Below are 13,623 nucleotides of genomic sequence, written 5' to 3'. Positions count from 1 at the left end.
AGGTCAGTACGATGGTAAGGTAGACGCCGCGACTGTTGCAACTATCTGTTATTAGAGAATCAAATTTACGGCGAGCCTTTTTGAGCAGCTTGATGGACAACCAGGACCTGCAGGCGACGGCCGTGCACCGGCCAGCGATCGAGGAAGCACGCGCGCGCTGGCATCGGCTACGCGCGTGCTATCGCTATGCGAACCTGGCCTCGCACCATTTCCTGGGCTTTGCCATCAAGCTGGTGCTGCTGCTGTATTTCGGCCTGGCGCTGCTGTTCCTGGCGCTGCGCTACGCCATCCTGCCCAACATCGACCTGTATAAAAGCGACATCGAAGCGGCCGCCGGCCGCGCACTCGGCAACCGCGTGACCATAGCGCGGCTGGAAGCGGGCTGGCAGGGCATCCACCCCGTATTGACGCTGGGCGACGTGCGCCTGATCGACCGCGGCGGACGCCAGCTGCTGGCCCTGCCACAGGTGACGGCGGCCCTGTCCTGGTGGAGCCTGGCCGCCCTGGAGCCGCGCCTGCACGCGCTCGAAGTGCGCGGCCCGCAGCTCGACGTACGGCGCGGCCGCGACGGCATCATCAGCGTGGCCGGGGTGCGGCTCGATCCCAATAACAAGGATGACGGGCGCGGCGCCGACTGGCTGCTGCGCCAGCGCGAGATCGCGATCCGCGGCGGCCGGGTCGACTGGACCGACGAGCTGCGCGGCAGGCCGACCCTGGCCCTGTCCGACGTGACCCTGGCGCTGCTGAACCGTTTCGGCGGCGGCCACCGCTTCGCGCTGCGCGCCACGCCGCCGCGCGCGCTCGGCCAGCCGCTCGACGTGCGCGCGCGCTTCCGCCACCGTTTCGGCGCCCGTCCCTCGGATATCGCGCGCTGGAAGGGCGAGCTGTATGCCGACCTGCGCGATGCCGACCTGGTGGCCTGGAAGCAGCACCTCGATTTGCCCGGCCTGCCGTTCCAGGTGAGCAGCGGACGCGGTTCGGTGCGCGCGTGGCTGAATGTCGACCAGGCCAGGGTCGCCGGCTTCACCGCCGACCTGGCCCTGGCCGACGTCAACGCGCGCCTGGGCGAGACCCTGGCGCCGCTCGAGCTGGCGCGCATCTCCGGACGCCTCGCCGCGCGCGAGGAAATGCTGCAGGGGAAGGACGAAGGCAAGCCCACCTTCGGCGCCCACGGCCACACCATCAGCCTGAGCGATTTTTCCGTCACCACCCGCGACGGCCACGCGCTGCCGCCCGCGACGCTCGAGCAGACCTGGCGTCCGGCGCGCGAGGGCAAGCCGGAATACGGCGAGCTGAGCGCGCGCCAGCTCGACATCGGCGCCCTGGCGGCCCTGGCCGGCTACCTGCCGCTGCCGCCCCAGCAGCGCCAGATGCTGCTCGACTATGCCCCGCGCGGGCGCCTGCTCGACGTGGCGGCCGAATGGGAAGGGCGCTACCCGGCGCTGCGCAGCTATCGCCTGCGCGGCGAGGTCGCCGGCCTGGCCATCAATGCCCAGCCGGCGCGTCCGGCCCAACCGGCCCGCGGCGGCCAGCCGGCCATGCCGCCCCGTCCCGCCACGCCCGGTTTCCAGAACCTGAGCGGCAGCATCGACGCCAGCCAGACCGGCGGCAGCGTCACGCTCGACTCGAGCGCGCTGGTACTGCACATGCCGGCCTGGTTTGCCCAAAGCGCGATGCCGCTCGACCGCCTCGACCTGAAGGCGCGCTGGAATGTCGACCCGGGCAAGCAGCTGCTGGTCGAGGTCGAGCGCCTGGCTTTTGCGCAAGGCGGCTTGAGCGGCTCGCTGTCCGGACGCCACAGCCTGCCGCTGCTGCCGGATGGCGGCCCGGCAGGGCCGGGCACGGCCGACATCAGCGCCACGCTCGACGGCTTCGCGATCGGCTCGGTCGGGCGCTACCTGCCGCTGGCCACCCCCGAACACCTGGCCCACTGGCTGACCGACGCGCTGCAGGGCGGCACCCTGCGCGATGCGCGCCTGCGCCTGCGCGGCGACCTGACCGGTTTCCCGTTCCGCGCCACCAACGTACTGGAGCGCGCCCGGGGCGAATTCCATGCCGCCGGCCGCCTCGAGAATGCGCGCCTCGAGTATGCGCCGGGCCATCGTCACCCGGACGGCACCCCGCTGTGGCCGCTGGCCGAGAACATCAACGGCCGCATCGAATTCGACCGCGCGCGCATGGAAATCCGCGGCGACACCCTGCGCACCATGGGAGTGGGACTGTCCAAGGTGAAAGCGGTGATCCCGGACCTGGGCGCCCACGAGAAGATGATGCTCGAGATCGACGGCGTTGCTGCCGCGCCGATGCAGGAGTTCCTGCGCTACGTGGCGGCCAGCCCGGTGCCGGAGTGGATCGGCCACTTTACCGATGAAACCCGCGCCGGCGGCAATGCGCGCCTGGGCCTGCGGCTGCGCATGCCGCTGGCGCACCTGCCCGAGACCAAGGTACAGGGCAGCCTGCAACTGCTGGGCAACGACATCAGCCTGTTCCCGGAACTGCCGGCCTTGCAGGCGGCGGAAGGCCGAATCGAATTCTGGGAGCGCGGCGTGGCCCTGAACGGCGTGGGCGCCAGCTTCCTGGGTGGGCCGCTGGGCCTGTCCGGCGGCACCCAGAAGGACGGCAGCGTCGCGATCCGCCTGCACGGCAACCTCTCGGCCGAGGGCATGCGCCGCACCGCACCGGCGCCGGCGCTGGGACGGCTGGCGCAGCGCCTGTCGGGCAGCACGCCCTACACCGGCAGCGTGGTGGTGCGCGAAGGGCGGCGCCTGATCACCCTCGAATCGAACCTGGCCGGCCTGGGCCTGGAACTGCCTGCGCCGCTCAACAAGCCGGAGGCCGACAGCCTGCCGCTGCGCTTCGTCCTGGCGGGCGAGCCATTGGTGGGCGGCGTGGCGCGCGACGAGATCCGCGTCATGCTGGGCGAAGGCGTGGCGGCGCGCTACCAGCGCGAGAAGACCGGGCACGCGCCCTGGACCGTGCTGCGCGGCGGCATCGGCGTCAACGTGCCGGCGCCGGCGCCGGACAGCGGCATGATGATCCAGGTGAACATGCGCGCGCTCAACGCGGACGGCTGGATCGCGGCCGGCAAGGCGATCGCGGGCGAGGATGGCGGCGGCGCCGGCGATGGCGGCGCCGCCGGGTTTGCCCAGTACGTGATGCCGAGCCTGATCGGCGGCCGGGTCGGCGAGCTGACCATCGGCGAGCGGCGCATGGCCGACGTGGTGCTGGGCGCCACCCACCTGGCCAACACCTGGCAGGCCAACCTGCATTCGCGCCATGCGAGCGGCTACGTGACCTGGCTTGAGTCCGGCGCCGGCCAGGCTGTCGGCAAGGTGACGGCACGGCTGGCCTCGCTGGTGATCCCGGAATCGAGCGAAGCCGAGGTCAAGCATCTGCTGGAATCGAACCGCGGCGCCAGCGCCACCATCCCCTCGCTCGACATCGTGGCCGAGCAATTCCAGTTGGCCGACAAGCGCCTCGGCCGCCTCGAACTGCAGGCCAACAACGTGCAGGCGCTGGCCGGACGCGAGTGGCGCATCAACCGGCTCAGCCTCGACAACCCGGACGGGCAGCTCAAGGCCAACGGACGCTGGCTGCACAAGGACGGGCGCAGCAATACCAGCCTGAACTTCATCCTCGACATCGATGACGCCGGCAAGCTGCTCGACCGCCTCGGCTTCCCTGAAACCCTGCGCCGCGGCAAGGGCAAGATGTCGGGCGATATCTCCTGGAGCGGGCTGCCCTACGACCTGGACATCCCGAGCCTGTCGGGCCAGATCGAGATGAACGTGGAATCAGGCCAGTTCCTGAAACAGGATCCGGGCGCCGCCAAGCTGCTCGGGGTGCTCAGCCTGCAGGCCCTGCCGCGCCTGCTCAAGCTCGATTTCCACGACGTGTTCTCGGAAGGCCTGGCTTTCGACGGCATCAGCGCCAACGCCCTGATCCAGCGCGGCGTGCTGCGCACCGACAACCTCAAGATGCACGGGGTGGCGGCGACCATCCTGATGGACGGCACCGCCGACATCGCCCACGAGACCACCAACCTGCGGGTGGTGGTGATCCCCGAATTCAACCTCGGCACTGGACCGCTGGTGTATGGCCTGGCGGTGAATCCGATCGTGGGCATCGGCAGCTACCTGGCGCAACTGTTCCTGCGCGCGCCGGTGATGAAGGCACTCACTTACCAGATGCAGATTTCGGGACCGTGGCGCTCCCCGACCATCACCAAGATCGACAATCCCACGCCGGCGCCCCAGGCCAGGGCACAGGCCCAGCCTGGCGCGCGCCCCAATGCCAAGAAGGAGTGACAGGACATGACCAAGGTAGCCGCAGTGCAGATGGTGTCCACCCCGCGGGTGGAAGACAACCTGGCGACCGCCCGCCGGCTGGTGGCGCAAGCGGCGAGCGAGGGCGCGCAGCTGGTGGCGCTGCCGGAATATTGGCCGATCATGGGCATGAGCGACGGCGACAAGGTGGCGCACGCGGAAACGGAAGGTAGTGGCCCGATCCAGGATTGCATGGCGATGCTCGCGCGCGAGCACGGCATCTGGCTGGTGGGCGGTACGCTGCCGCTGGTGTCGCAGGTCGACGGCAAGGTGCTCAATACTACCCTGGTCTACGACCCGCAGGGCAAGCCGGCCAGCCGCTACGACAAGATCCACCTGTTCGGCTTCAACAAGGGCAGCGAGTCCTATGACGAGGCACGCACCATCGTGCCAGGCGAGAGCGTGGGCGTGTTCGACGCGCCCTTCGGCCGGGTCGGCCTGTCGGTGTGCTATGACCTGCGCTTCCCGGAGCTGTTCCGGGCGATGGGCGAGTGCGCCCTGATCATCGTGCCGGCCGCCTTCACCCACACCACGGGTCTCGCGCACTGGGAAATCCTGCTGCGCGCGCGTGCGATCGAGAACCAGTGCTACGTGCTGGCCTCGGCGCAAGGAGGACTGCACGCCAACGGCCGCCGCACCTTCGGACACAGCATGCTGGTCGATCCCTGGGGCGAAGTAAAGGCGGTGCTGCGCGAAGGCGAGGGCGTCATCGGCGGCACGCTCGACGAGGATTTCTTGACCAGCGTGCGCGAGAGCCTGCCGGCGCTGAAGCACCGCAAGCTGTAAGCATCCGCGAGCAAGTGGGCTCCAGCTAGCGATCCCGCGGCGGGGCGCGTCCTTGCTCGCGCTGACTAATTCTACGCGTGCAGCTAACAGGTCGCGCAAGAACTGGTCGTCGCGCTCGGGCACATAGCCAGATGTCGAGGCCAGAACGATTTTTCGAGAGTCGGTCTTACCCGTTCAGTCATGTCAATTAGACGCTTCAAATAACGTTCTGCACCGTCCGCTCCTGACCCATTGCGGACCTATTGTAGCGTCCGCTATCGACCCATTCCGGACGTTGCACGTTACTGGGTAAGCGGTTTTTCCAAGGCGTTAATTCTGTTGTCGAGTTCCGCCAAGTTTTCGCGCAAGTTCATTTCTTCCGCAGTGGACCTCAACAGACGAAGAAGCGGAAGGCATGTTGGCTGATCTTCGTAAGTGATCGACTCAAGACATTCAAACGCCAGTCCGAGTTCGTTGGCATCCAAAAACTCATCGAATTGTCGCAGGTCGGTTTCGTTGGCTGCAGCGACTTCCGGCAGGAGTAGTGTCTTTGCTGTCGCTAACAGGAGTTCCGCCCTTTGCCAAGAGGCTTGATAGTCCGACATCTTTTTAACTAGGGTGACGAAGGTAAACGTCCGCTTCTGGGCCGGTTGCAGACCTTTGTTAAGGCGCAGTGTACGGGGCACGTTATTCTGCCGGCAAGTAGGTTTTTGCCAGATGCACCGGGTCCTCCCTGTCGGGCCGGATCGTGTCCGATACGAAGCGGGCAGATATGGCACAATGATCTTTCCACACGAAGACCGAACGCAAAATGAAACCATTCGAACCGAACCTTTCCTCCCTGGCTGTCGCGCGCGACGTGCTGCTGACGCCATTCGGCCTCGACGAGGGCAAGCTGCTCAATGCGCTGGGCTCGATGTTCACGCACAAGGTCGACTACGCCGACCTGTATTTCCAGTTCACCAAGAGCGAGGGCTGGAGTCTGGAAGAGGGCATCGTCAAGACCGGCAGCTTCTCGATCGACCAGGGCGTCGGCGTGCGCGCCGTGTCGGGCGACCGGACGGCCTTTTCGTATTCCGACGATATTTCCGAAACGGCGCTGCTGGACGCGGCGGCGGCCACCCGCACCATCGCCCGCGCAGGCGCCGGCAAGGTGAAGATCGCCAGCGCGGCGCGCCCGACCGGCGGCCGTTCGCTCTACCTGCCGCACGATCCGCTCGCTTCGCTCGACGCGACGGCGAAGGTGAAACTGCTGGAGCGCGTGGAAAAGATGGCGCGTGCGAAGGACCCGCGCGTGGTGCAGGTGATGGCCGGCCTGGCCGGCGAATACGACGTGGTGCTGGTGGTGCGCAGCGACGGCGTGCTGGCGGCCGACATCCGCCCGCTGGTGCGCGTGTCCGTCACCGTCATCGCCGAACAGAACGGCCGCCGCGAAGTCGGCTCCTCCGGCGGCGGCGGGCGTTATGACTACGGCTACTTCAGCGACGAGCTGCTCGACAAGTACGCGACCGAAGCGGTGAAATCGGCCTGCGTCAACCTGGAAGCGCGTCCGGCGCCGGCCGGCCCGATGACCATCGTGCTCGGACCGGGCTGGCCCGGCGTGCTGCTGCACGAGGCGGTGGGCCACGGCCTGGAAGGCGACTTCAACCGCAAGGGTTCCTCGGCCTACGCCGGCCGCATCGGCGAACGCGTCGCGGCCAAGGGCGTGACCGTGGTCGACGACGGCACCCTGCAGGACCGCCGCGGCTCGCTCAACATGGACGACGAAGGCAACCCGACCCAGTGCACCACCCTGATCGAGGACGGCATCCTGAAGGGTTATATCCAGGACACGATGAACGCGCGCCTGATGAAGATGCCGGTCACCGGCAATGCGCGCCGCGAGTCCTTCGCCCACCTGCCGATGCCGCGCATGACGAATACCTACATGCTGGCCGGCGACAAGGATCCGGAAGAAATCCTGGCCTCGGTGAAGAACGGCCTGTATGCGGTCAATTTCGGCGGCGGCCAGGTCGACATCACCAACGGCAAGTTCGTGTTTTCGGCCAGCGAAGCCTACATGATCGAGAACGGCAAGATCAGCTATCCGGTGAAGGGCGCGACCCTGATCGGCAACGGCCCGGAAGTGATGAACAACATTTCCATGATCGGCAACGACATGCGCCTGGATTCGGGCGTGGGCGTGTGCGGCAAGGAAGGCCAGAGCGTGCCGGTCGGCGTCGGCCAGCCGACCCTGCGCATCGAAGGCGTGACGGTTGGCGGCACCGGCTGAAACAGGAGGCGCTGCAATAAGGGAGCCGGCTCGAGGGCCGGCTTTTTTTCGTTCGTTCTCGCCGGCTCGTGGTACGCGACGAACTTAGGCACAGGCCTTCGCCGGTGCGACGGTTTCGAGGCAAACGAGATCGCCGTGCTACCTATCAGCCCGGTTGGGTTTTGTCTTAGAAGCGGTAAGTCACGCGCGCATAGACCGTGAAGCCGAGCGGGTCGGTATAGCGCGGATCGTAGCCCAGCTGGAAATTGGTGACCTGGTTGGTGAAAGGCGGTTCTTCGTCGAACAGGTTCTTGATGCCCGCCGTCAGCTCGGCCTTCTTGTTGCCCGTGTAGGTCGCCGAGAGCGACCAGATCGAGTAGTGCCCGACCTTGTTGAAGAATTCCGGCGCCACCGCCGTGTTCTGATCCAGGTAGTGCGACATGTAGCGGTTGGCCAGGTTGAAGCTCCAATCGCCGCGCGCCAGGGTGAACAGCAGATTGTGGCGCCAGCGGAAGACCGGGGTGGCGTCGGCGTAGCGCCCCGCATTCTGGGTAAACGGTCCGCCCGGCTCGTTCTGGTAGTCGTACTTGTTGACGTAGGTGCCGTCCAGGTTGACGCTGAGGTTGCCGAGGCGCGTGCGCGGCATGCGGTAGGCCACCGACAGGTCGAGGCCACGGGTCTTCACTTCGCCCAGGTTGTCGGTAATGGCCAGCACGTACTGCAGGCTGGTGCCGGTGGGGTCGTAGACGAACAGGTTGCGGTACTTGTCGTAGTTGCCGAAGATGGTCTGCTCGGCAAGCTCGCTGATCTGGTCCTTGAGGCGGATGTTCCAGTAATCGACCGAGAGCGTGAGGTTCCGGACCGGCTCGACCACGATGCCGGCGCTGTAGGTGCGCGAACGTTCCGGCGACAGGTCGGGATTGCCGCCGCCGCGCACGAACTGCTGCTGGCCGCAGGCGATGTTCGGGTTGGCGCCGGGCGCCGGCACGCCGTTCGGGCACAGCACCGGATCGTCGTAGGTGTCCGAGCTGTTGGTGGTGGTCTGCGGGCCGTACAGGTCGAACAGCGTCGGGGCGCGGAAGCCCTTGTTGAAGGAGCCGCGCAGCAGCAGTTGCCGGGTCGGCTGCCAGCGCAGCGCCACCTTCGGATTGAAGCTGCCGCCGACGTCGCTGTAGTGGTCGTAGCGCGCGGCGACGTTGAGCTCGAGGTCCTTGACGATCGGTACGTTCACTTCGCTGAACAGGGCCCAGATGCTGCGCTGTCCTGACTGGTCGCGCGCGTCGGCCGAGCCCGAGCTGGAGGCCTGCGAGGCCAGTTCGCGGTTGACGAAATACTTGGCGCGGTCGCGCCGGAACTCGGCGCCGATGGCGAAGCCGAGCGGACCGCCGGGGAGCGTCATGAGCTCGCGGCTGGCGCGTGCATCCACCGCCGCGCTGTGGATGCGCGCATGCAGGTATTCGCCGGACAGGATCGAATTGCGCAGGTACTCGGTCCCTTGCGCGTCCTGCGGGCCGAAGGGGTTCAGGATGCCGGCCCCCACTCCGTCGATGATGCGCTGGTCGATGACGTAGCCGCCGTTGAAAACGCTCTTCGCCTTGCCGAGCGAGTAGGAAATCGCCGTGTTGTAGTCCCAACCGGCCAGCGTGCCCTCCAGGCTGGCCAGCAGGCGGTCGGTGATGCTGGAATCAAAATTGTTGCGCCGGCCGGTCTCGAGCGGCCGCCAGGAGATGTCGAGCGGCTCGCCCGTCAGGCCGGGGAAGGCCGGCACGATCCCGTTGCCGGGATAGAAGGGACTGTCGCCCGTCATGATCACGCCGATGCCGGACAGCGGCGGCGGGGCCACCCGGGCCTCGTTGGTGCTGCGGCCGTGCACGAATTCCAGGCCGGCCGTGTGCTCGCCGAATTTCTTGTTGAGCCGGGCCATGGCGCTGAACTGGCGCGTCTTGGGGATATTGTCGACGAAGCGGGTGTAGTCGAAGGCGCACAGGGGTTCGCCCGGCAACGCCACCGAATCGGGCGGCTGGCAGGCCGGGGCATACGGGTTGCCGGTCACGCCGAGATCGGAAAAGAAATTGGCGGGGAAGGTGGTGCCGCTGACCTCGAACATGCCGCGTTCGGGCCGGATGCCGGTGTTGGAGAAACGGCGCTCGGTGGCGCGCAGCGGGCTTTGCTGGTGCCAGTCGATCACGCCCCACATGCTCAGCCCGTCGCGTTCGAGCTCGCCCCAGCCACCCGACAGGTTGATGCGCTGCTCGTTGCCGCCGCCCTGGGCATAGGGCTCGTAGGCCTCGACCACCAGCGCCGTCCCTTCCACCGAGCGCTTGGTGATGAAATTGATCACGCCGCCGATGGCGTCGGTGCCGTAGATCGCGGAGGCGCCGTCACGCAGCACTTCGACCCGTTCCAGCGCGGCCACCGGAATGATGTTGAGGTCGACCGAATCGGCGAAATACGGGTGGTTCGCCAGGCGCCGCCCGTTGAGCAGCACCAGGGTCTTGTCGCCGCCCAGGCCGCGCAGGTCGGCGGTGGCCCGGCCGCCGGTGCCGGACCCGACCGCCGCCGTCGAGCCCTCGGACGACTGGTTCATCGGAATCGCGTTCAGCACTTCCTGCGCCGTCGCCAGGCCCTGCTTGGCGAAATCGGCGGCGCGGACCGTCGTGATCGGCAGCGAGGTCTCGGTGGCCAGGCGCCGGATCGAGGAGCCGGTGATCTCGACGCGCTGCATCGGCGCCGCCGTCGGGGTCGGCGGCGGCTGCAGGGCGGGGGGAGAGGTCTGGGCCAGCAGGGGCGGCGCACATAGCGCAAGGCCGGCCGCCGAGCCGCAGGCGAACAGCCTGCGCAGGGCGCGGGACAGGGTGGTTTCGGTCATCTTCGGCTCCGGATGGTGGTGGGCGGGCGGCAAGGCAATGCAGGGCAAGGCGGGCAAGGCAGGGTGGAGGGGGCGTACGCAGGCAGGCGCAGGGAAAGAATCTCCCTGCGCCTGCCCGCGGCTGCCTGCTTCAGAACGTGTAGCGCGCCCCGATGGTGGCGAAGCGGCCGATCGCGCCGTAGTAGTCGAGCGGGTTGTACGACACCGCGCCGTAGGTCAGCGGATCGAGCGGGGCTTTCTTGTCGAAGAGGTTCTGGATCGAACCGAATACTTCCCAGCGCTGCTGCGGCTTCCAGCGGAACACCAGGTCAACTGTCGTGAACGAAGCCAGTTCGCAATCGGTCGGTGCGTCGTTGCCGTTGGCGAAATGGGTGGCGCAGCCTTCCGGATCGTTCTTGAACAGCGTGTTGTCGATGCGTCCGCGGTAGTTCGCGTTGAGCGACACGCGCCAGTTGCTGCGCTCCCAGGTGGCGCGCAGGTTGACCTTGTGGTCGGGCGTGCCGACGCAGTTGGTCACGTCGCAGTTGCCGTGGGTGCCGGCGTAGTCGCGCGTGCTGCCGTCCTGCTCGGTGCGCTCCCACTTGTCGAGGAAGGTGTACTTGGCGTCGAACACCAGGTTGCCGTAGCCGCTCGGCAGCGCGAAGCTCTGGCGGGCGTCGAGGTCGATGCCGCGCACCTTGGTGCTGGCCGAGTTGACGTAGCGGGCCAGCACCGCGGTGATGGCGCCCGGGTCGCCCGGAATGGTCGGCACCGCGGTGGTCGGGTCGCGCGCCACGCTGCCGGCCGCGATGGCGGCGTCGATCTGCTCCTGGTTGATCTCGTTCTTGCGCTTGATCTGCCAGAAGTCGACCGAGATACTGGTGCGCGGCAGCGGATCCCAGATCACGCCCACGTTCCAGCTCTTCGAGCGTTCCGGGCTGAGCGCCTGGTTGGGCGAGGTGATGATGGCGATCGAGGCCGGGTTGCAGGCCGACTGCACGCCCAGGCCGCAGCGCAGCGGGTCGCTGGCGGTGGAGAAGGCGGCCAGCCCGCCGACGCCGTTCTCGGCCGGGCTGGGTGCGCGGAAGCCGCGCGCGAAGGTCGAGCGCAAGGCGAAGTTGCGCACCGGCGTCCACTTGATGCCGGCTTTCGGAGTCCAGGCGTCGCCCACGTCGGTGAAGTGGTCGTAGCGCAGCGCGCCGGTGATTTCCACGCCCTGCCACACCGGCGCCAGCACTTCGCCGTAGAGGGCGGTCACGTTGCGCTGGCCGTCATAGGCCGAATAGCCGAGGCCGATGATGTTGCCGCGCTCGGTGCCGCTGGTCGGCTCCAGTTCGGCCGATTCGTGGCGGAACTCGGCGCCGACCGCCACCCCGAGCGCGCCGCCCGGCAGCTTGCCGAACTCGCGCGTGGCCTTGAAGTCGATCTGGGCGATCTCGGTATGGGCGTCGTTGCTGATCAGTGGCGACAGCGCGGCGTACACGGCCGGCGAATTCAAGCCGGCATTCTCGGCGATCCGCCAGTAGCTGCCCACCGGCAGTGCGCGGTAGGCCGGATTGTTGGCGAGCGCCGCGGCCACGTTGGCCGGGCTCGGGTCGAGCAGGGCGAAGGTGGCGTCGCGCGCCAGATAGCCGGTGCGCTCATTCTGTACCTTGCTGCGCGAATACAGCAGCGAGGTATCCCATTCCCAGCCCTGGGTGGTGCCGCGCACGCCGAGCAGGGCGCGCGTGAAGAAGGACTCGATGTCGGAGCGGCGCGGTCCGACGTCGGCCGCCAGGTAGCGCAGGCGCGCCGGGGTGCCGAAATAGGGGTTGTCGGGGTGGGTGGCGCCGAACTGCACACCGGCGTTGCTGACCGGACCGCCGGGGTAGCCGACGTTGGCGTTGAGCCCGGACGGGGTGGTGGACGACTGGGTCAGGTTGCTATACAGGTTCAGCTCGCCGTAAGCCTCCAGACCCGGGCGCACCATGGCGGTGCCGCGTCCGAACAGCGAGACGTATTCGGTCTGCGGCTGGATCTGGTTGTACAGGAATGCGGCATCCACCAGGCAGCCGCCGCCCGGATCGCCCTGCGGGTGGTTGGTGAAGTTGCTGCAGGCTGCGCCGGGGAAGGTGCGGGTGAAGCCGAGGCCGGCCGGGTTGCCGCGGTTGTAGTAGTCGAACGTGGCGGGATTGCGCACGTTGCCGTTGATCGCGCTGCCGGCCGCGTTGTTGCCGGTAATGGCGCCGGTGCCGCCCAGCGCTTCCTGGGCCGAGAAACCCCACGGGCGCAGGTCGGCCTTGCCGATGTAGTCGCGGTTGCCGCGCTCGCGGTTCCAGATTTCGTCGGTGCGCTTGTACTCGAAGGTCAGCAGCGCGTTGTAGCGGTCGGTGTCGAGGTCGCCCTTGCCCCAGGTGAGGGCGAGGTTGTGGTGCTGGCCGTCGCCGGCCTCGGCGGTGCCGAACAGGGCGCGCGCCGTGGTGCCCTGGAAGTCGCGGCGCAGGATGATGTTGACCACGCCGGCGATCGCGTCGGAGCCGTAGATGGCCGAGGCGCCGTCCTTCAGGATCTCGACCCGCTCGACCGCGTCCGAGGGGATGACGTTGAGGTCGGCGAACACCTTCTGGCCGTCGTCGGCCAGGCCGTAGGGCGCCATGCGGCGGCCGTTGAGCAGCACCAGGGTCGAGGCGGTGCCGAGGCCGCGCAGCGAGATGCCGGAGGCGCCGGCGGCAAAGCCGCTGCCGAAGTTGACCGGCACCGAGCCCTGGTTGTCGACGGCCAGCGTCTGCAGCAGTTCGGCGACGGTGGTCTTGCCGGAGCGTTCGATGTCGGCGCGGTTCACCGTCAGCACCGAGGACGCGGTTTCGGCCTGGGCCCGGCGGATGTTCGAACCGGTGATTTCGACGCGGGCAATGGGTTTCGGCGCCACTTCCTGTGCCGCCGCGTGGGGGCTTGCGGCCAACAGGGGAAAGCCGACTGACAACAGGCCGACGGCGCCGCCGCCGGCAAAAATGCGCCGCAGGGCGCGCGAGAGCAGGGTTTCAGTCATGTCCGGACTCCAGTGGTTGGGATTGTTCCCGTCGCCTTCGCGCCGCCCCTTGGTTGAGTACAATCAAGTTCCTAAACAACTTTTCTTGTGGGAACACAAGAGCGGCGCGAAGCAATCGGGGGCTTGAATCGACTTTTGCACCGCTGGATGAACGGCGACTGATCCGGATCAAGGTGCGCGGAAAGGTAGGGAACAGCTGTAGGATTCCCGCAACCGGTTGCCAAATCTGCCGATGGCAGTCCGCGTGCTGGTGGCGCGCAAGCGGCGCGAGCCGCGCGCCTGGACTCTTCGGTTGGACAGAGCCTCCCGGAAAAGGCTTGCCAAGCGTTACACAATGGCGTTATAGTCGATCGAACCAGGTCTCCAGACCGCCCCGGATTTTCCATGCGCCAGCACGTTTTCTTTA

6 protein-coding genes are annotated in these 13,623 nt (G+C 67.5%); 3 read left to right on the top strand and 3 right to left on the bottom strand.

The genetic code is table 11. The annotated features are described in order from the left end of the window. Nucleotides 1-92 precede the first annotated feature (92 nt). Nucleotides 93-4,307, top strand: a complete 4,215-nt coding sequence (locus tag ACK4S9_RS10100) for a YhdP family protein (protein WP_409724972.1) — start codon at nt 93-95, stop codon at nt 4,305-4,307. 6 nt (nt 4,308-4,313) lie between these two features. Beyond that, nucleotides 4,314-5,111: a carbon-nitrogen hydrolase family protein gene (locus tag ACK4S9_RS10095; RefSeq protein WP_409724969.1), complete on the top strand. Its 798-nt coding sequence runs from the start codon at nt 4,314-4,316 to the stop codon at nt 5,109-5,111. 281 nt (nt 5,112-5,392) lie between these two features. Here ACK4S9_RS10095 and ACK4S9_RS10090 read toward each other — a convergent pair whose 3' ends face one another. Continuing rightward, a complete protein-coding gene (locus ACK4S9_RS10090) occupies nt 5,393-5,776 on the bottom strand; it encodes a hypothetical protein (protein WP_409724966.1) in 384 nt (127 codons plus the stop codon). Between the two features lie 125 nt (nt 5,777-5,901). Between ACK4S9_RS10090 and tldD the strand changes: the two genes are divergently transcribed. Next, the gene (tldD, locus tag ACK4S9_RS10085; protein ID WP_409724963.1) at nt 5,902-7,362 is read left to right on the top strand and encodes a metalloprotease TldD; all 1,461 of its coding nucleotides are present in this window, start codon (nt 5,902-5,904) and stop codon (nt 7,360-7,362) included. A gap of 166 nt (nt 7,363-7,528) precedes the next feature. Here the strand turns inward: tldD and ACK4S9_RS10080 are convergent, their stop codons facing one another. Then, complete coding sequence (locus ACK4S9_RS10080) at nt 7,529-10,210, bottom strand: TonB-dependent receptor (RefSeq protein WP_409724960.1); 2,682 nt, start codon at nt 10,208-10,210, stop codon at nt 7,529-7,531. A gap of 130 nt (nt 10,211-10,340) precedes the next feature. Further along, on the bottom strand, nt 10,341-13,217 hold the full coding sequence (locus tag ACK4S9_RS10075) for a TonB-dependent receptor (protein ID WP_409724957.1): 2,877 nt from the start codon (nt 13,215-13,217) through the stop codon (nt 10,341-10,343). Between the last annotated feature and the right edge of the window lie 406 nt (nt 13,218-13,623).

Source organism: Massilia sp. (assembly GCF_046293535.1).
GTDB lineage: Bacteria > Pseudomonadota > Gammaproteobacteria > Burkholderiales > Burkholderiaceae_D > Telluria.
The sequence above is the reverse complement of the archived record's forward strand: the minus strand, read 5'-3'. Positions and strand labels throughout refer to the sequence as shown.

Bases quoted from the DNA above. Each gene is read 5' to 3' on its own strand.
- ACK4S9_RS10100 (WP_409724972.1), top strand. From the start codon at position 93: ATGGACAACCAGGACCTGCAGGCGACGGCCGTGCACCGGCCAGCGATC.
- ACK4S9_RS10095 (WP_409724969.1), top strand. From the start codon at position 4,314: ATGACCAAGGTAGCCGCAGTGCAGATGGTGTCCACCCCGCGGGTGGAA.
- tldD (WP_409724963.1), top strand. From the start codon at position 5,902: ATGAAACCATTCGAACCGAACCTTTCCTCCCTGGCTGTCGCGCGCGAC.
- ACK4S9_RS10080 (WP_409724960.1), bottom strand. From the start codon at position 10,210: ATGACCGAAACCACCCTGTCCCGCGCCCTGCGCAGGCTGTTCGCCTGC.
- ACK4S9_RS10075 (WP_409724957.1), bottom strand. From the start codon at position 13,217: ATGACTGAAACCCTGCTCTCGCGCGCCCTGCGGCGCATTTTTGCCGGC.